General features: G+C 60.0%; 17 protein-coding genes and 1 pseudogene. 8 read left to right on the top strand and 10 right to left on the bottom strand.

Going from position 1 to position 19224, the window contains the following annotated elements; genetic code table 11:
* The first annotated feature begins 14 nt into the window (after positions 1 to 14).
* Positions 15 to 992 (top strand): TIGR03557 family F420-dependent LLM class oxidoreductase, encoded by a 978-nt coding sequence (locus ACSC1W_RS18565; protein ID WP_435349168.1) that lies wholly within the window; start codon positions 15 to 17, stop codon positions 990 to 992.
* Between the two features lie 30 nt (positions 993 to 1022).
* On the opposite strand, the gene ACSC1W_RS18560 is transcribed toward ACSC1W_RS18565, so the two are convergent.
* Both ACSC1W_RS18560 and ACSC1W_RS18555 read right to left on the bottom strand, forming a co-directional pair.
* On the bottom strand, positions 1023 to 2030 hold the full coding sequence (locus ACSC1W_RS18560; RefSeq protein WP_435349166.1) for a C-terminal binding protein: 1008 nt from the start codon (positions 2028 to 2030) through the stop codon (positions 1023 to 1025).
* 287 nt (positions 2031 to 2317) lie between these two features.
* Positions 2318 to 3115, bottom strand: coding sequence for an HpcH/HpaI aldolase family protein (locus ACSC1W_RS18555; RefSeq protein ID WP_435349164.1), 798 nt, complete (start codon positions 3113 to 3115; stop codon positions 2318 to 2320).
* Positions 3116 to 3317: 202 nt separating this feature from the next.
* Between ACSC1W_RS18555 and ACSC1W_RS18550 the strand changes: the two genes are divergently transcribed.
* Positions 3318 to 4400 (top strand): Gfo/Idh/MocA family protein, encoded by a 1083-nt coding sequence (locus ACSC1W_RS18550; protein WP_435349162.1) that lies wholly within the window; start codon positions 3318 to 3320, stop codon positions 4398 to 4400.
* Between the two features lie 12 nt (positions 4401 to 4412).
* Positions 4413 to 5648, top strand: a complete 1236-nt coding sequence (locus tag ACSC1W_RS18545) for a mandelate racemase/muconate lactonizing enzyme family protein (RefSeq protein ID WP_435349161.1) — start codon at positions 4413 to 4415, stop codon at positions 5646 to 5648.
* Between the two features lie 15 nt (positions 5649 to 5663).
* Here ACSC1W_RS18545 and ACSC1W_RS18540 read toward each other — a convergent pair whose 3' ends face one another.
* From ACSC1W_RS18540 to tnpA, 5 genes and pseudogenes are all read right to left on the bottom strand, one after another.
* On the bottom strand, positions 5664 to 6398 hold the full coding sequence (locus ACSC1W_RS18540; protein WP_435349159.1) for a hydroxypyruvate isomerase family protein: 735 nt from the start codon (positions 6396 to 6398) through the stop codon (positions 5664 to 5666).
* A gap of 195 nt (positions 6399 to 6593) precedes the next feature.
* Positions 6594 to 7682 (bottom strand): substrate-binding domain-containing protein, encoded by a 1089-nt coding sequence (locus ACSC1W_RS18535; protein WP_435349157.1) that lies wholly within the window; start codon positions 7680 to 7682, stop codon positions 6594 to 6596.
* 219 nt (positions 7683 to 7901) lie between these two features.
* A complete protein-coding gene (locus tag ACSC1W_RS18530) occupies positions 7902 to 8663 on the bottom strand; it encodes an ATP-binding cassette domain-containing protein (protein WP_435349156.1) in 762 nt (253 codons plus the stop codon).
* 5 nt (positions 8664 to 8668) lie between these two features.
* A complete protein-coding gene (locus ACSC1W_RS18525) occupies positions 8669 to 9670 on the bottom strand; it encodes an ABC transporter permease (protein ID WP_435349154.1) in 1002 nt (333 codons plus the stop codon).
* Positions 9671 to 9724: 54 nt separating this feature from the next.
* Positions 9725 to 9905: pseudogene (gene tnpA, locus ACSC1W_RS18520) on the bottom strand (IS200/IS605 family transposase); the annotation flags it as partial.
* Positions 9906 to 10195: 290 nt separating this feature from the next.
* On the opposite strand from tnpA, the gene ACSC1W_RS18515 reads away from it, so the two are divergent.
* Both ACSC1W_RS18515 and ACSC1W_RS18510 read left to right on the top strand, forming a co-directional pair.
* On the top strand, positions 10196 to 11293 hold the full coding sequence (locus tag ACSC1W_RS18515) for a Gfo/Idh/MocA family protein (RefSeq protein WP_435349153.1): 1098 nt from the start codon (positions 10196 to 10198) through the stop codon (positions 11291 to 11293).
* Positions 11294 to 11419: 126 nt separating this feature from the next.
* Positions 11420 to 11938, top strand: a complete 519-nt coding sequence (locus ACSC1W_RS18510) for a VOC family protein (RefSeq protein WP_435349152.1) — start codon at positions 11420 to 11422, stop codon at positions 11936 to 11938.
* A 402-nt stretch (positions 11939 to 12340) separates the two neighbouring features.
* Here the strand turns inward: ACSC1W_RS18510 and ACSC1W_RS18505 are convergent, their stop codons facing one another.
* Entirely contained in the window at positions 12341 to 13411 is a 1071-nt protein-coding gene (locus ACSC1W_RS18505) for a 2,3-butanediol dehydrogenase (protein WP_435349151.1), read from the bottom strand.
* A gap of 67 nt (positions 13412 to 13478) precedes the next feature.
* Here ACSC1W_RS18505 and ACSC1W_RS18500 point away from each other — a divergent pair, with 67 nt between their 5' ends.
* Complete coding sequence (locus tag ACSC1W_RS18500; protein ID WP_435349150.1) at positions 13479 to 14843, top strand: TIM barrel protein; 1365 nt, start codon at positions 13479 to 13481, stop codon at positions 14841 to 14843.
* Positions 14844 to 15960: 1117 nt separating this feature from the next.
* Positions 15961 to 16968, top strand: coding sequence for an aldo/keto reductase (locus tag ACSC1W_RS18495; RefSeq protein WP_435349148.1), 1008 nt, complete (start codon positions 15961 to 15963; stop codon positions 16966 to 16968).
* Between the two features lie 82 nt (positions 16969 to 17050).
* Here the strand turns inward: ACSC1W_RS18495 and ACSC1W_RS18490 are convergent, their stop codons facing one another.
* Entirely contained in the window at positions 17051 to 17455 is a 405-nt protein-coding gene (locus ACSC1W_RS18490) for a class I SAM-dependent methyltransferase (protein ID WP_492764728.1), read from the bottom strand.
* Positions 17456 to 17591: 136 nt separating this feature from the next.
* Here ACSC1W_RS18490 and ACSC1W_RS18485 point away from each other — a divergent pair, with 136 nt between their 5' ends.
* The gene (locus ACSC1W_RS18485) at positions 17592 to 18332 is read left to right on the top strand and encodes an SDR family oxidoreductase (RefSeq protein ID WP_435349145.1); all 741 of its coding nucleotides are present in this window, start codon (positions 17592 to 17594) and stop codon (positions 18330 to 18332) included.
* 5 nt (positions 18333 to 18337) lie between these two features.
* Here ACSC1W_RS18485 and ACSC1W_RS18480 read toward each other — a convergent pair whose 3' ends face one another.
* Positions 18338 to 18640 (bottom strand): DUF4260 family protein, encoded by a 303-nt coding sequence (locus ACSC1W_RS18480; protein WP_435349143.1) that lies wholly within the window; start codon positions 18638 to 18640, stop codon positions 18338 to 18340.
* Positions 18641 to 19224: the final 584 nt, after the last annotated feature.

Raw genomic sequence — 19224 nt, 5'->3', positions numbered from 1 at the left:
TCCGAGTCTGTAGTATGGTCGCGATCGATTACGACGCCCACCAGGAACAGTACGAACCGGACGAGTTACTGCAGTACGCGGACCTGGCCGAGCAGGCGGGATTCGACATGATCTGGACCTCTGATCACTTCCATCCCTGGTTCCACAGTCAGGGATCATCAGGCTTCGCGTGGTCGTGGCTGGGCGCTGCCACGGAACGAATCGACCTCCCGATCGGGACCTGCGTGACGCCGACGACCGGTCACTATCACCCAGGGCTGATAGCGCAGGCGTTTGCCACCCTGCAGGTCATGCACGACGAGACCGTCGTCCTTGGAGTCAGCACCGGTGAGGCGATGAACGAGAAGCCGCTGGGGTTTCCATGGCCCGAATATCCCGAGCGCCGACAGCGCCTCGAGGAGTCCCTGGAGATTTTCCACTTGCTATGGGAATCCGACGATTTCGTCGACTACGACGGCGAATTCTACCGTCTAGAGGACGCTCGTCTCTACACGAAACCGGAGACCCCTCCGGAGGTCCACGTCGCCGCCAACGGACCTACCACGGCATCACTGACGAGTGAATACGGGGACGGCTTCATTACGGTTCTGAAAGGAACGGAGTTCACCGATAGACTATACCCCGCGGTCCGTCGATACACCGAGGAGGCTGGTCGCGATCCCGACGCAATCGAGACGTCGCTGCTCGTCACTGCCTCCTATCACGAGGACTACGACACTGCCTACGAGGCGACGAAGCCCTGGTGGGCAGCCACCCAAGACGTCTTCGACCGTGGTCTCTCCAATCCGAAGGAGATCGAGGCAGTGGGCCAGCAGGCAACGCGCGACGAGATCGAACACAAGTTCCTGATCGCCGACGACCCCGCCGCAATCGCGGCCCAGCTAGAGGAGTACGCCGAGATGGGTTTCGACCGAATTATCTTGGGCAACACCAGCCCGGAGCCCGAACGGTTCTTCGAAGTCATGGGCGACGACGTTATTCCGTCACTGTAACTGCCCACCGCCCGCGAATGCGGACCGGGATCAGTACGGATCGTTCACCACGTTCTCCGGCACCCCGCCCTCAAGGACGTGCCGGACATCGTGGGCCGCAGTGCGGCGTCGATCCTCGTCGGCTTCACGGGAGAACCACGCGATGTGTGGCGTGAGGACGACGTTTTCCAACTCCTGCAACGGGCTCTTGAATGGCGTGAACTCCCCACGTTGGTTGGCAGGCTCCTCCTCGAACACGTCCAACCCCGCACCACCAATCTCGTCTTGCCGGAGTGCGGTCACGAGATCGTCCTCGACGACGAGACCCCCACGAGCGACGTTAATCAGGACCGCCGAGTCCTTCATACGCTCGAACGCGTCGATGTCGATGATTCCCTTCGTTTCTTCGTTCAGGGGCGCGTGCAACGAAACGACGTCAGCGACGCGGAGTAATTCCTCGAAATCGATCTTTTCGACGCCTTCCTCGGCCATCTCCCCAGCGTCGACGTAGGGGTCGGACGCGATGACATTCATCCCGAACGCCCGTGCCTTCTCGGCGACGAGACGTGCGATGGTCCCGAACGCGACCAGTCCCATCGTCTGTCCGCGAAGGCGGTGGATCTCCTGTGTGGGTAACTCCTGTGCCCACGTGCCGTCTTTTAGTGCCGCGTCGTACTCGACGAGAGTTCGCTCTAGTGCGAGTAGTAGCAGGATCGCGTGCTCCGACACTTCGTCCTGGCAATACACCGGTACGTTCGACACGAGGATCCCGCGTTCAGTGGCGCGCTCGACGTCGATTCCATCGATACCGATCCCACAGCGAGCGATGACCGCACACTGGCCGAGCGCATCGATTACGTCCGTCGTATATGGCGCGGCCAGCAGTCTGTCGATAACGGCGTCGACGTTCGCAAGTTCCGCGATCAGATCGTCCGTCGACTCGACGTCCACTGGTTGCAACCTCACGTCCATCCCTTCGAACACCGCCCGCTCGATCTCGAGATCGAACGCGCTTCCCGCAGTGACCGCGACAGTTCTCTCTCCTGTTGAATCGGCCATTTACCGGTACAAGGCCCGTTAACTGTATAAATTTACCTTCGCCGGGTGTCGACTAGCGAGCGCCCACGGTCGGATGCGAGTACCTTGCTGATCGATAAGGGAGACGTTCGGCGGCTGCCACGTCACGGTGCGGATCGGGTAGCTGTGTTACGGGGAGACGACGATTCAGACCATCCAGTAGAACGGCAGCGGATAGCGCCCTACCGCCGCGTTCCGTCGACTTTGACTCGTTAGATGCACTGCTCATCGGGGGATAGAATTGAAGTCAGCGGTGTGAAGAACGCGGCTCAGTCGTCTTCGGCCGAGGCAATGAGGTCGAGGGCATTTCGGTAGGTGTCGGTCCGTTCCTCGATGCCGTCCATCAGTAACGAGACGTCCTTCCCCGCGATGAGAAAGTCGAACTCCTGTTCGACGCGCACCTCGATGGTCTCGATGTCGAGGGTGAGCGTCCCGACCGGCGTGTCGGCGGCATCGCCGGCCGCGACGATCCGTTTCAGTGCGTCCTGAAACGCCTCGCTCTCCCAGTCCCCGAAGAGATCGAGCGCACCCGAGAGGTCGGCTGGCCCCACGAACAGCGCGTCGATACCGTCGACCGCCGCAATCTCATCGGCGTTGTCGAGGCCGGCTTTCGTTTCGATCTGGGCGATTGTCAGAATCGAGCCGTTCGCGTTGGTAACGTACTCCTCGAAGTTACGTCCGAAGTCGGTGGCACGACTCCCGGCGATGCCCCGGATACCATCCGGCGGATAGCGAATCGCCTCGACGAGTTGCTCCGCTTCCTCGGCGGAGCCGACCATTGGGACCATTACGCCGGCGACCCCGATGTCGACCAGGCGTTTCAACTGGACGGGATCGTTCCAGGGGGCACGTACCACCATGTTGGTCTTGGTCTGTGCAGCGTCGACGGCCCTGGCCATCGTCTCGACCGTCTCGAGTCCCATCGTCGTGTGTTCCATGTCTACCAGCACGAAGTCGAGATCGAGGCCCGCAGCGGCCTCCGCGATTGTTGGGTGGCCGATGGAGATCCACGTTCCCAGGGGTGAATCGTTGGCTTCGATGGCCTTCTTCACGTGGTTCTTCTTCATGCTGGAACCCACGTCGACTGGTGAACGTTCTGCGGATGGTACTTACTATACATTCGTATGGCCGGGGTCATTACGAATAGGAACATTCTCAACGTTTAAAAGCTTGAGGGAAGTTACCACGAAACTGGACCGCCAGCCGGGTAAACGCCTGATTCCCCCACTATCGGTACATATAATACCGGATGGTCGATAAGATGGATGAATGCAATTCGGTATCATCGGCTGTGGTACGATCGCCCAAATTATGCACATTCCATACGTGGAGGAGATCCCCGAGGCGGACCTCCACGCGCTGGCCGACCCCGCGGTCGACCGCGCTAAACGACTGGCCGAGCGGTACAACGTGGACAACGTCTTCGCGAGCGCTGAAGACATGATCGCGGCACTCGGCGATGAACTCGATGCCGCTATCGTGCTGACACCGCCCAACCAGCACGTCGACGTCGTCGAACGAACGCTTGAGGCGGACATCCACACGCTCGTCGAGAAACCGCTCTCGGTCTCCATCGAGGACGCCGACCGGATGGTGGCGGCCGCCGAGGCGTCGAATGCAACCGCTATGGTCGCTTATATGAAACGGTACGATCCGGCGTACCAGGACGCACAAGACGAGATCGGGGATCTCGATGCCATCGATACGGTCACTGCCTACGACGTCGACCCTGACCACGGTCGCATCATCGACGAAGTTTACGATCTAGTCACGGGTGATGTCCCCGACGACGTGATCGCCCAGAGCATGGCAAAACAGCGCGCGGACTCCCTGGCGGCAGTGGCGACCGAGGATGAGGACCGCGCTGACGACTACCACTGGCACCTCGAACACATCTGCCACGACGTGAACGTCCTTCGTGGCATCTTCGGCGACGTTGAGCGCATCGACCACGTCGACCTCTACGCCGACGGCAGGTACGCGACCGCCCATCTCGTCTACGAAGACGGCGTGCGCTGTACACTGGAGTCGGGGCTTTCCGAGCGAAATTGGTTCGAGGAGTGGCTCCGCGTCGACACGGCCGAAGGGATGGTGCGACTGGAGTGGTCCAATCCCTTCATCAAGAACTCGCCGACGGAGTTACGGGTCAAACGTGGCGTCGAATCTATCTCCGACGAGACACGGACACCCTCCTACGACGAACCGTTCAAGGCGGAGATCGAACACTTCATCGGCGTCGTTCAGGGTGAACGTGAGGTCCTGACGCCGTTCACAGAGGCCCGGGACGACGTTCGGCTGATCGCCGATCTTTTCCGGCACGTGGATAGCAAAAGCTTGATTGGCGACTACTGAGTCACTGATAGTATGTACCAAGATTTTGGAGCGACGCTGGCGGCGACCAACTGGGCCGACTTCGACGAACAACCCGAGCGTGAGGAGGGCCCGGTGGCCGAGATTACAGGCATCGATACGATGGTAGTCGACGGCAACTTCCCCTGGACGATCGTCACCCTCGAGACCGACGCCGGGGTGACCGGCATCGGAGAGGCTTACCCCTCGCCGGGCGTCCACGAGATCATCACCGACTATATCGAACCGATCCTCGTCGGACAGGACCCCACCGACGTCGAACGGCTGTACAACCTCATGCGTGTGAGCCTCTCCGGGCGTGGCTCCCAGCAGGGCGTTGGCACCATCGCCATCAGTGGTGTCGAAATCGCCCTCTGGGACGCCGCCGGCAAACTCCTCGATCAGCCCATCTACCAGTTGCTGGGCGGCAAGATGCGAGAGAACGTTTTGGTCTACGCAGACTGCCACGCTGGCGAGGCGATGGTCACCTCCGCCGACGAAGGGCAGGAAGCGTCCGCGTACGAGCCGGAAGCGTACGCGGCGGCCGCACGCGCAGCCGTCGATGATGGCTTCGACGTCGTCAAGTTCGACCTTGACGTTCCCTCTGGCCGCGACATCAACCGGAAGGCACGCCACTTCGACCCGCCGGAGATCGAGCACAAGCGTCGAATCGTCGAGGCCGTCACGGACGAGATTGGCCACGACGCAGAGATCGCGGTCGACCTCCACTGGAACTTCAACCCCGAGACCGCCGCTCGCATCTGTGAAGCCGTTGAGCCGTATAATCTGGCCTGGGTCGAGGACCCGATCCCGCCGGAGAACACCGATGCGATGACCGAACTCCGTCGGCGTGTCGACACGCCGCTGCTGACCGGCGAGAACCGCTACGGTCGCCACGGCTTCCGTGACCTAATCGAAGACCAGTCCGTCGATTTCCTTGCTCCAGACGTACCGAAGACAGGTGGCATCGCCGAGACGAAGAAGATCGCAGATATGGCCGAGGCCTACTACCAGACCCTCGTCCCCCACAACATCGGCAGTCCGGTTGCGACCATCGCGACGGCTCACGTTGGCGCGACGGTACCGAACTTCTACGGCCTTGAATACCACGCCCGCGAAGTCGAATGGTGGGAGGACCTGGTCGTCGGCGACGATCTGATTCAAAACGGGCGGATGGACGTGCCGGACGGCCCAGGGCTGGGAATCGAGCTCGATTGGGACGCCGTCCGCGAGCACGAAAAGATGGACTGACTGCCCCTTCGTCCCTCACTCTTCCCAGATACTGCGGATCGCGTCGTCGGAGTCTTCCGCTGGCTCGAACTCGTAGCCCACGTACCCCTCATATCCCGCCTGGTCTATGGCTCGGAGGATGTTCTCGTAATGCAGTTCCCCGTCGCCGGGTTCGTGGCGGCCGGGCACGTCCGCGACATGGACATGACCGATGCGGTCGATATGGTTCGTCATGTTCTCAATTATATTCCCCTCCGAGACCTGCTGGTGGTAGATGTCGAACAGAAGTTCGAGTGCTGGACTATCGACCTCGTCTAAAATTTCGTAGCCCTCGGTCGAAGTTTCCAGAAAGTGGTTCGGATGGTCGACCGCGGTGTTCAGTGGTTCGAGTAAGAGTGTGACGTCCGCGGCTTTGGCCGTTGACGTCACCTCCTCGAGGACGCTGACGACCGATTCGTGTTGGCTTGCCCGATCCATGTCGGCTTGGGCCTGACCGCTCAAGACCATGAGGTTCGGCCGACCGATTTCCTTCGCGGTCGCAATCGAATCTTCGATCGTAGCGATGGCCTGCTCGCGCTGGTTGGGATCCGTGAGGTCTGGATCCTCGGTGCCGGCGCCGACCATCCCGACCAAATCGAGGTCGTGCTTGTCGATGCGTGCCTGCACCGCGTCGAGGTCCTTGTTCGTCCACTCCCAGAACTCGACGGCGTCTACGCCGAGCTCTGCCGCCCGATCGATCCGTTCGAGGAATGGGCGCTCCTGGTAGACCATCTCGAGACACAGTGATCGTCGTATCATAGTAGTTGTGCCGCTGGCCGCGACAGATACCGCTTCAGTCCGGAAGACCATATATGTAGTCGCCACCCTCGATTGGCTTTGATGGGCGCGTAGACGAGACACTCGACTCGCGGGTCGACACCTAAAAATATGGATCGAAAATTCACCAGTTGCCGAGCATCGGGCCGCTTACGCGACGTTGAACTCGTCAATCTGTTTCTGGACGGAGCCAACGTTGCCCGCGTGGACGAAGGTCGGGCCGGTCGGAGTGTGGCTGGGCGTCAGGATTCCCCACTGCTCGTGGGCGACGAGGTAGTGGGCGGCGAGGTAGGCCTGCAGGGCCGGTTGCTGGATGACCTGTGCGAGGTTATAGCCTTCGTTGATAGCCTCGGCTTGGTCAGCAGAGATGTCGACACCTGCATGGTACAATTCTTCTTGGAGACCTTCCTCTTCGATGAAGTCAATCGCCGGATCGCCGGCCGTCGGGCCGAGCGAGAACACCATCGAAACGCCCTCGTTGCTCGAGTAGTGGCTGGCGAGGCTGTTGATGACGCCCGATGGGTCACCCGACGGCACCTCGATCCAGTCGTGGGTGATGTTGTTGTTATCGAGGACCTTCTCGATCCCTTCCTGTCGAAGCGCGAGCGCGGAGTGCCCGGGGTCGTGGTTGAGGATTACTGCCCCGCCTAACGCCGACCCGGCGGTTTCCTGGTACAGCGGCAGGACCTGCGTCGCGAGTTCCTCGCCGACGACCGCCTCGTTCTGGCCGACGTAGCCGTGCCATGGCATCGTCTTCTCGCCCGTTTCGGTGACGTTCGTGACGATTACGTAGACGTCGTTCTCCGCGGCCCGCTGGAGTGCCTCCTGGAACTGTGGTGGGTCGGGAAGGGTCACGGCGATGGCGTCGACGCCGCTGTCGATTGCCGTTTCGATGTTGGATACTTGCTGGGTGAAATCTGAGGAGTCCTGCGGCCCCTGATACGAGGCCTCAACGCCGAGTTGCTCGACGGCGAGGTCCCACCCTGCGCCCTGGGCCTCCCAGAACGGGTCCTGGCCAGGGGCGCCATGGGGAATGTACCGGATCGAGACGTCGCCGGCCTGCCCGCCCGAGCCCCCGTTATTTTGGTTGCCACCATTACCGTCTCCGTTTCCGCCGAGGAAGCTGCTGCACCCGGCGAGACTGGCAAGGCCGGCGGCCCCGGTCGCTGCCAGCATCTTTCGGCGGTTCACTGCACCGTGTTCGTACTCAAAACTGTCCGCTGTCTGCCTCCAAGTCATGTCCGTATGATAGCACTGGACAAGGTTATATAAATATTGTGGTTATTTATAGGGGTCTGTCAATATCCGCCCCGGCTATACAACGGACCACCATAACCAGGGAGTCCACCGACCTCCTGACCGAGTTCGTCTGCACGTCCGGCTCGAGCCCTGGAATCGACGGGAACGATTATCGAGGGGAACGGGCACAAAATCGGAACGGGTGCAGAACGGGCGCGGTTACTGAGTTGTTTCGCGCGTTGCCACAGTTTTCATCTTGTCGATCAACTCCTTCGGCCCCGCGATTTCCTCTTTCTGGAACTCGTCCACTGTCTGGCCAGCATCGAGAAGGTGGATCCGATCGGCGACCTCGTAGGCGTTGAAGATGTTGTGTGAGATGTAGATAATTCCGATGCCCCGTTCTTTCGTCCGCTGAACTGTCTCAAGGACCTTCTCGGATTCCTTGACCGAGAGATTTCGCAACGGTTCGTCGAGGATCAACAGGTCCGCGTCGAAGTGTAGTGCTCGGCCGATCTTGATGCTCTGTGCTTCACCGCCGGAGAGGTTCTCGGCCGGCAGATTGGGGTCGTTCATCGACGAGAGGCCGATCTCTTCGAGCACTTCCTTCGTCTCCTCGTACATCAAGTCGAAGTCCAGTTGACCAAAGCGCGTCGTCGGTTCCTTACCGAGGAACAGGTTCCGGGCAACCGTCAGCGATGGAATCAGTTCCATGTCTTGGTAGACCACGCTGATCCCCTGATCGAGTGCCTCGTCCGGATTGTCGAAGTGAACCTGCACGCCTTTCCACCAGATCTCACCGGAAGTAGGCTTGTGGTAGCCGACGATGCTCTTGATCAGGGTGCTCTTCCCGGCGCCATTGTCGCCGACGAGCGCGAGGATCTCACCGCGATCGACGTCGAGTGAGACGCCTTTGAGTGCCTGAATCGATCCGAAGTTCTTCTTGATGTTCTTCAGCTGAAGTAGGGGGGTATTGTCTGACATTGGTCTCACCGGTATTCCTCTCGCAGCCGCGAGATGTATCGGTTGAATATCACTGCCGCGACGAGCACGATGCCGACAAAGAATTCGTACCAGGACGTACTTGCGCCGGCAGCGATGAGTCCAGCCTGGAACGTCCCGAAAGTGAGTGCACCGAAGAACCCAGCGTTCGGACTCCCACGCCCACCGAACAGCGCACAGCCACCGAGGACGGCCGCCGCAATTGCCACCAGCGGCAGTTCCATCTGCAATACCGGCCGGGCCGATTCGAATCTGGCAACGTGCATGAGTGCGCTGAACGCCGCAGCCATCCCGGTCAGCATGAATGCGATGACACGAGTCCGGGTGACCCTGATCCCTCGTGCACGTGCTGAATCACGATTGCTCCCGACAGCAAAGAGATGGTTCCCGTAGGTGGTTCGGTGGACCAGATAAAGCGCGCCAGCCAGGATGAGCAACATCCACAGGATAACCGACTCGAAATTGGAGCCGAATTCGTAGCTGAAGATCTCCATGATCGGGGCTTCGTTTTCCAGTCTAGCACTTCCACTAAATACCAACAGCAATGCGCCCCTGATAGAGAACCACCCACCGAGGGTGATGATGAACGAATGAATGCCGGTGGCTGTCACCAAGATGCCGTTCATGAGGCCAATGGCAGCCCCAACCCCGAGCGTCACGAAGATCGAGATGGCCGGGCTGATTCCCTGGTTGGCGAGCCAGATGAAGAACATGGCCGACAGCGCGTAGTTCGCCCCGACGGTCATGTCGAAGTCCCCACCGATCATCAACACGGCGACCATGATTGCGACCGGGCCAACCAAGGCCGTCTGACGGAAGACGTTCCCCCAGATGCCTGCCCGGGTCATCACGTCCGGATTCAGAATAATGAACAGGCCAGTCACTCCCACCCATGTCAGTATCGCCGCGAGTACTGGGTACCTGATCAGGTACTGGAGCACTGGACTAGTGATTCTATTGACAATTGTGGACCTGGTCTCCACACTCATAACTAATTTACTCAATCGTCCATTATATAAAGCTTGCCTCGCCGTTTGAGGATGATTGTACTTCCGCGCCGAGATGCCCTTGACCCAGTTGACGATGAGGGACGGGGGCATTTTTCGGTGAACTTCTGATGAACAGCTGGACGTGGCCGGGCATGACCTCGCACTCGACAAGTCCGAGGCCCTTGTCTTCACAGATTTCCGTGAAGATGGATTCGAGACGCTCCTTCGTCTTCCCCCGTCAGGGATCACATCCACAGTTATCGTCACAACATCAAAATCGAGCAGCACGACCCGTTTCGCCCCCCTGGTTAGTCCATGTTACCGAGTCAGAGGGGATAGATTGCCGGCGGACGAGCAGGGGCCTACTGCCAGTCACCTTTTTATCCACTGCCGCAGCATTATTCATCCGTCGAAGACCATTCGACGAACACTCATGGCATCAGTATATGATCAGGGGTCAACCGACAATTGCATCGACTGCGCTGCGCTCTCGGTTGCCCAGCCAACACTAGGGGAATCGCAGCGATGACACTCGACGTCGGGTTCATCGGCTATGGCATGATGGGCGAGGCCCACGCAAACGCGCTCGCTCGCCTACCGATGTTCTTCCCGGAGACCCAACGGACGAATCGATCAATCATCGCGGGCCGGAACGAAGAATCGTTGGCGGCTGCCGCCGACAGGCTGGGGTTCGATCGAACCACGACGGACTGGCGCGAGGTCGTCGACGCGGTGGACGTCCTCTACAACCTCGGTCCACCTAACCTCCACGCCGAACCGACGATCGCCGCGCTCGAATCGGGGGTTCACGTCCTCTGTGAAAAACCGCTTGCACGCACACAGACGGAAGCCGAACGTATGGTCGCAGCCGCGGCGGAATCTGATGCCGTCGCCGCGTGTGGCTACAACTACCGTTTTGTCCCCGCACTCCGCCTGATGAAAGAGTTCGTCGATGAAGGGTTACTAGGCGATATCCGGTACTTCCGAGGGCAGTATCTACAGAACTGGCAGGCTGACGCGACCGACCCCTGGTCCTGGCGGAACGATAGCGACCTGGCGGGGCCTGGCGCGCTCGCGGACGTGGGATCGCACACGATTGACCTCGCCCGCTGGCTGGTTGGGGATATCGTGGACGTCAGCGGTCGGCTCTTGACCGTCATCGAGGAGCGCACCGTCGCGGACAGCGACGACCGTCGTCAGGTTACCAACGACGACCTCTACACCGCCCACTTCACCTTCGAGTCTGGCATCCAGGGGATGATGGAAGGGTCCCGCGTCGCGGTCGGTCACGACAACACGAACGCCATCGAACTCATCGGCTCCGAGGGGGCGGTGCGATTCGACTGTTCCCGGATGAACGAACTCCAGGTCCAGCTCCCGGACGACCGTGGGTTCCAGAGGATCAACGTCACGCGAGACGACGATCCCTACATGGACGCCTGGTGGCCACCGGGCCACGGCATCGGGTGGGAACATACCTTCGTTCACGAAACCCTCGAATTCCTGCGAGCGATCGACGGCAAGAACAGTTTTGCGCCCGGGTTCGCCGACGCCCTCCGGACAGAACGTGTCGTCGACGCGGTCCAGGAGAGCCACGAGGCGGGCCGGCGCGTGTCGCTTTGAGTTGAATCTCACTGACCCCGACGTGCTGGGGTCAGCAATCATGGCCAATGACGGGGTTCAGGAGTCCATCGGAGAGCTCCCAGTGGACCGGCACAATTTTTTATCGTTGTTACGCCACTGACTAGCATGGACCTTGCAGTCCCAGAACTAGCGATCGAAGCGCCCGCAATCAGCCAGATTGCGTGGGTCGTCGCAGATCTCGACGAAGCGATGGAACGTTACCGACGTGTCCTCGGGTTCGGACCATGGGAGGTCCACCACGTCGAACCGCCCGAACACAGGGACATGTTCTACGACGGCGAGAAAACGGAGTGTTCGTTCGCCATCGGCTACACGTCAATCGGTGATCTCGAAGTGGAGTTCATCGAACCGACCAGCGGAAAGTCGGTCCACCAGGACTTCCTTGACGAGCACGGCGAGGGGATTCACCACATCGCCTGCTTCGAGTTCGAGGATACCCCTGCAGTCATGGACGCCTTCGATGGTGCCGGCATCCCCATCGTGCAGCGCGGCCAGTGGCACGACCGGGATTACATATACTTCGACACAACGGATCACCTAGATGGGCTGTACTTCGAGACGCTAATGGGCGGCGAGGAAGACCTCGAACCGTCGTACGTGTATCCGGATTCGACAGAACGATAACGGGCTGCAAACGCCCGACGAGTCCGGTCCTTACCTGATTCAAGGAGAAAGCCCCGCCCTTTAGGGCGGGGATGAATCCGACAAGCCTTCCACAAACCACGTTCGACGTGTTGAACGGATGTTTTACGTAGTTCGTCATCGTATCAATAAGTATCCGAGGCGGCCTGACCGCCCGACTAATCGGACAATATCGGGAGTCCCCGATTCCACGCAGAAGGCACCCCCTTCTGTACCGGAACGCGGGGTGCGGAACGCAAGTATCTCCGAATCCCACGTCGGGATAGGAGTAACGGCTGGTTGGCACAGCCAGTAGTCGGCCCTCGGGGCGGCTACAAACCGTAAACATCCCAACTCAGCGGTGCCGTGCCGTGGGAATCCTCGCCCTTCAGGGCGGGGAGGATGTCAAGGCTCTACCAGGATCTTAACGTGTTCCGTCTCCGGGTCGAGCAATTGTTCGTATCCCTCTTCGACGAGGTCGTCGAGTGAGATGCGCCCGGTCACGAACGCCTCGGTGTCGACGTCACCACGGTCGATTGCCTCGATGATGGCGTCGAACTCGGTCCGGAATGATCGCGGGGGGAAGCCATAGCAGAAGGTTCCTGTGACTGTCCGCTCTTTCATGACAATCTCGGCCATGTCGGTACTGATCTCTCCGTCAGTGAGGCTCCCCACGGTAATCGAACCACCACGTCTCGTGCTTCGCACTGCGGCGTTGAACGCCGGTTCGGCGCCGGCGAACTCGAAGGCAGCCTCGACGCCGCCCTCGGTAGCTCTTTTGATGATTTCCTCGGCGTCCTCTTCGAAGGGATCGATCGTGACGTCGGCACCGAGTTCGGCTGCTTTCGCGCGACGATGCTCGTTGGGTTCAGAGACGAACACTTGCTTTGCGCCAGCGGCCCTGGCTGCACGAACCGTCGTGAGTCCGATCGGCCCACCGCCGAAGACGGCCACGGTGTCGCCCGAATCGAAACTGGACCGGCGGACGGCATGGAGACCGACGGCCAGTGGCTCGACGAGCGCCCCCTCCCAGAGTTCAATCCCATTGGGGAGGACGTGGGCGTGTTCCTGGGGGATTACCGTGGTCTCTCCGAATCCACCGGTTCCGGTATGAAAGCCGATCGAAACGACGTTCTCACACCGGTTGTACTCGCCGTCTTCGCAGTAGACACACTCGTAGCAGGGGATGTTGGGGTGGACGGCGACCGGATCGCCCACCGAGAGTCGCGTTACGTCCTCGCCGACTTCGCTGACGACCCCGCTAAACTCGTGGCCGATGACCACCGGCCGTTTCGCGCCGGTCTGTGGATGTGTCTCGGCTGGGGTGGCGTCGGGATTTCTGAACTCGTGTAGGTCAGAGCCACAGATACCACAGGTGTCGACGTTGATGCGGACGTCGCCCGGGCCGACGGTATTGTCAGGTACGTCCTCGTCGATGCGAATGTCGCTTTCTCCGTAGAGGCGTGCTGCTTTCATGGTTGTATGCACTTGCCAGTTGTCTCCACTGGTTGTCCGATATGAAGCAGTCTCCCGCCTCCAATATATGAGTTGTGTCGCCGCTGCCGCTGGCAAGACCCTGGGCAGTCGACCGCCGTCCCGGCTGGCGAGTGGCTGGAAGCGCCTCGCAAGCCGTTCTTGGACGAAAAATGTAGTCCTCCGTGTACCGGATAGACGTCTGGTCATCCTGGCTGCCATTGGCGAAAAGCACTATTCGAACCCGGTTATCAGGACCGCCTACGATCTTGCTGAGGACTACGACGAGGGGCGGGTGTCCGGTATCGGCCGGGCCGGCGGACCGAGGGAGAGTATTCTCTCGGTGACGGAGGACATCGAGCCACGGTACCTGGTTATCGGCGGCCATCGCCGCACGCCGGCCGGCGAAGCGGTGTTCGGTAGTACTACCCAGTCAATCATCCCCAACTCGGAAGTGCCTGTCGTGACTGTGTTGGTTGACTGCGGAGGCACAGCGAGTGGGTTCGTCCGGTGCACCATGGTCTGGTGCTGTCTCGTCGAGCCAAGTTTTCTCGTCGGGGCTGGCTCCAACCCCGAAAGTATTTTTCGGACGGCTGAGAACCAATTCGGTATGGGAGTCGGCTACACGACGATGATGTACAACGCCGAGGACATCGAAGCGGCTCTCGGTGACATCAGCGCCTGCCGTTACGACGGCGTCGAGATTGGCATCGAGAAGATTCGCTCGGCAGGGCCGGACAACGTCAAGGCCTGGACCGAGGAGTACGAAATAGAAATATACAACGTGATGGCGGAGTGGACCGAGGAGGAGGAAGCCGTCGACCGGATGGTCGATGACATGTCGATGATTGCTGACCTTGGCGCCGAGTTCGTCGGTCTACTTCCACCCCAGCGAGGCCGCGTCGACCAGCAGACGCTCGAGACCTGGACCGGTCGCATGGCCGACGCTGCCACTGACCACGGCATTCGACCGCTGATACACCACCACGGCGCGACCGTCGTCGAACAGAACGACGAGACGCGGGCCATCCTCGACTCTGTAGGCGATCTCGAACTCCTCTTCGACACGGCCCACTACTACCCATACGGCGATAACTTCCCGGCGGGGGACGTTACCGATGGCATCGAACGCTTCGCGGACGATATCGCCTACGTCCACCTCAAGGACGTCGACCCAGTGAAAGACTTCGCACTCAATCGCGACGCTCTCACTGAGGGGGACTTCCACCTCGATAACGTCATCAATTACTTCCGTTCGTTCACCGACCTGGGCAAGGGCATCATCGACTTCAACGCGGTGTACGAGGCCCTCGAAGACGTCGGGTTCGACGGACACTACACCATCGAAATCGAGAACCAAACCGAACTCCCCCTCGTCCACGCCAAGGAGAATTACGACTTCTGGCAGGACGTCTTGACCTCCTCCCGCGCCTGAAGACGGGTGTATGCGCTCGTAACTCTATCAACGCTGGGCACCTCGACGGGAGTACGGGACAATTCATCCCCACCCCGACGTGCTCCTCATCTTCGCGGAGGAAGGGGCCGAGTTCGTCGTCGGGACCGACACACACGCGCCGGATCAACTCGAACGCCGGCTTGAGCTGCTGGCGACCACAGTGCCAGTTTCGGACGACCTACCAGCGGGTACTCCTGACGATTCGTACGATGCTGGTCGCCTACCACCATTTCCCGATCGATGAGACGCGACTGGCCCATGTAGTTACTAACAGAAAAATAACACGTATTGGGCTAGGTAACATCCATTCTCACAGAACGCTAACCGAAGAATTCGCTCACCCGAGAGCAATACACATAAAGAATGCAGAATACCTAAAATAATTTTGTTTGTCGGGTTAGGACAACCGTTTCTCCCGGTGGACCGTTCACCAGTTATGGAGTGATTCTCCTGAAACCTGAATATAATTCACAAAAATCGATATCTATTGAGTCATATCTATACGTCTGGCCGAACGAGATCGGATATTCTATGATGACGGGTAAATATAACAATTATATCTTTTATGTGGAAAAGGCAGATGTCTGTTATTAAAAATTAGCCCCGGTGAATCGCTATACGGCGTTCGATCTGTTCGGACCGCAGAGCAACAGCGAAACCAGTGGTACACCCACACAAATATAAGGGTTATTACGATAGATTTGAAAGTTATCATTCAGGTGGCTGAGAGTATTCTCAAAATTGCCGTCGAAGGCCTTCACCGACTGTAAATGTCGACGTTTACCAAATCAACTTCTGGATGACCCCGCAGGAAGAAAAACTGGGATCGATAGATATTGACCGGGAGTGGCTCTAAAAACAGCTTTACCGCAGGATCGCCCCACCCATTGTAAGAAACACATTTTAAAGCTGAATGTAGTTATGACTGAAAGTTGTAACAGATCCCTCGGTTCCTGCGGAGCCGAATTGAGGACGCTCGGGGTGCTCGCGAGTGTGGCAGAGACAGCCACCTGGAACACTCTGCTGCTCGAGGCGTCACCCACGAGTGGCTGCCACAGTCCCCGGGATTTACTAACTGGTCTGCCGTGTGAAGCATGTGAAGTACACAAGACTCGGTTCCACGGGACTTCAGGTCTCGCAACTGTGCTTGGGCACGTGGCGGTTCGGGAAGGAATCCGACGGGGTCAGAGAGACCGACAAAGAAAGCGCGCACGAGCTTCTCGACGCGTTCGCCGACCGAGGTGGAAACTTCATCGACACTGCAAACGGGTACGGCGACGGGCGAAGCGAACGGTGGATTGGAGAGTGGCTCGCCGACCGTGACCGCGAGGACTTCGTGATTGCATCGAAGTGTTACTGGTCACAGGAATCCCGATTTCAGGAGAACCTCTCGCGGAAGAACGTCCGGGCAGAGGTCGAGGGCTCCCTCGAGCGTCTCGACACGGACTACCTCGACATTCTGTACCTGCACCGGTGGGATGACGCGACGCCCATCGAGGATACGCTCCGGACGATCGACGATCTGGTTTCAGCAGGGAAGGTGCATCGAGTCGGACTCTCGACGGCAGCCGCCTGGAAGCTCACGAAGGGCCTCTGGCAGGCCGACGTTCACGACTTCGAACCGTTCACCGTCACCCAGCCACTCTTTCACGCGGCGTACTACGAGGACGTTGCCGACTACCTCGAGGTCTGTGCAGACCAGAACCTCGCGGTTTGCCCGTATTCGCCGCTGGCAGGCGGGTTCCTGACGGGCAAGTACGAACGCGTCGGCGATGGCACGTACGACGTCGAAGCGCCGGACGGATCACGCGGCGACATCGACGACTACTTCGACGATTGGTACGTCTCCGCACGCGGCTGGCACGTCCTCGACGAGATTCGAGCCGTCGCGAGCGAAGTCGACGCGACACCGGCGCAGGTCGCGATACGGTGGCTAACGGCACACGACGAATTTACGTGTGTTCCCATCGTGGGGGCGCGAACCGTCGACCAGCTCGACGAGAATCTCGGTGCGATCGAGGTCGACCTCACTCGCGACCAGTTCGACCGCATCCTCGACGCGCGCTACGACGAGTCGGGCGAACGATACCGGACCGAGGCCTGACCGACCTCAGATTCAACTCTGACAGCCCCGGTTACGGCGTCTCAACGGTAGTTACTGTCATCTCTCGACAGTTCCTCGACGTTCAGCGTCGGCTGTCTCCAGACGGCAGCGCTATTCGTCGCGCGACGTCAAGATCGCGGCTCTGTGTCCCTTCGAAGAACCGGCGGACGATCAGCCAGGTCCCGTCCGCCGTAAGCGTCTCCCGGACGTGGGCTGCGGCCCCGACCGGATCGCCCATGTCGTGCAGACAGTCGAACATCGTCACGAGACCGTAGTCGGTGCCGTCGTACGCTTGGGCCGTGGCCACGTCGAAGCTCACCCGGTCGGTCACGCCGGCGTCGGCCGCGCGCGAGCGGGCGACCTCGATCGAACCCTCTTGGTAGTCGAACCCGACGAATGTCGAATTCGGGTAGGCCTGCGCCATGATGATCGTCGCTGCACCGTGCCCGCAGCCGACGTCGGCGACGCGCACTCCCTCCTGAAGCATCGTTTCCACCCCATCGAGGGAAGGAATCCACTCGTCGATCAAATTCGTCAGGTAGCCCGGCCGGAAGAGGCGTTCCGCCCGTGGATCCATCGAGACGGTCAGAAGCTACATGTGGAGGGGCGACATTCCGCTACGTATGACGGAGCAACCGTTAGATGATCGGGTAGCAATCGTGACCGGCGCCAGTTCCGGCGTCGGATCTGCGACCGCTCGGTCGCTCGCCAGCGACGGTGCTGACGTCGTGCTCGCCGCCCGTCGAGAGGAGCGACTCGAAGAACTCGCCACCGAGATCAGACGTGACGAGAACGTCCAGGCGCTCCCGGTCTCCACGGACGTCCGCGATCCCGCCCAGGTTGAGGCGCTGGTCGACGCCGCCGTCGAAGAACTCGGCGGACTGGACGTACTGGTCAACAACGCGGGCCTGTTGCGGGGCAGCGACGTGGAGAGCATGACCGACGACGAGTTCCGGACGATGCAGGCGACCAACGTCGACGGCGTCTTCTACGCCACCCGGGCGGCCCTGCCACATCTCCGCGAGTCGGCCGGCCACCTGATCTACGTCGGGAGTTTCGCGGGTCAGTACCCCCGGCCGTTCAACCCGGTTTACGCGGCGACGAAGTGGTGGGTCCGGGGGTTCGCGCTGAGCGTCGCGGCACAGGTCGGCGGCGACGACGTGGCAGTCACCGTCGTCAACCCCTCGGAGGTTCGCACGGAGTTCGGCCCCGAGGGAGGGGAGCCGTTCAAGGAGCAGTACGACGAGGGCGACGTCACCGAACCGGTCGAGGTCGCCGAGGCCATCGCGTTCGCCGCCGGACGGGAGGGCTCGACGGTGAGCGAACTCGACCTCTACCGGCGGGACAAACTGACGATGTTCTGACGCAGTCAGCGAGCGGCGGTAGGGTGGTGCGTCGAGGGATCGTTCGACGGGACTGTACCGGACTCGTCGAGGTGGGTGTCATTGAACCCGGTCGGGTACTTCAGACCGTAGCCGACGAGGCGGTCGGCCCCGATGTGGGCGGCCCACACGAGCGCCACGAGCACGGCGAGCGGGGTGGTCAGCCAGAGGCCGACGCCGGCCAGCGCGAGCGGACTGACGTACGTGTGCACGAGGTTGTACCCGTAGCTGCCGATCCGAGGACCGGCCAGAAGTGCATCTTTCGAGCAATACTTCTGCCAGGAACTCATCCTAGACATCACGGTTCTCGTACTCGGATTCGTACTGACTCAGTCACCTGTGAACCGGGACATCCTCGAGTTGCTTGTATAACCCAATCCGATCCGCTGGGCTGCGTGACTCGATCTTCGGCGACGCAGTTACATTGGAACTGCTGGGTGGATGACTCACAGGGATACTGGTGCGGAATCGCGTTTGAACTTCCACATTGAGATTCGTCCATTGCGCGGCCCGTTCACGATGATTTCTCTGATCCGAGTTCCACAATCGGTTCGAAGCGATTTCCGTTCCGCAGAGCGCTCTAAAGACTCGCTACGCTGCTATTGTTCGTTCCACAATCGGCCTGAACACCCGCAAGTAGGGCTGTAATCCGGTTTGTGAACTGATTGTGGAGAGGGTTTCCAGCGCGGGGTCGATGAGTGAGTATGACTCCAATATCGTCGAAATCGGAGGCCAGGGCTCTTGATGGGGGCGTTCATGGGTCGTTCGACGTTCGCAACCTGCCGTGTCGAGCGGCCCATCTGGGAGACCTGATTTTTCACAATCGGTTGCTGTCGTGCGGTTTTGTCTGTGAGGGGTTTCGTTGGACGGGACT

The organism is Haloarchaeobius marinus (genome assembly GCF_051207415.1).
In the GTDB taxonomy this organism is placed as follows: Archaea; Halobacteriota; Halobacteria; order Halobacteriales; family Natrialbaceae; genus Haloarchaeobius.
This window is presented reverse-complemented; position numbering and strand designations above follow the sequence as displayed.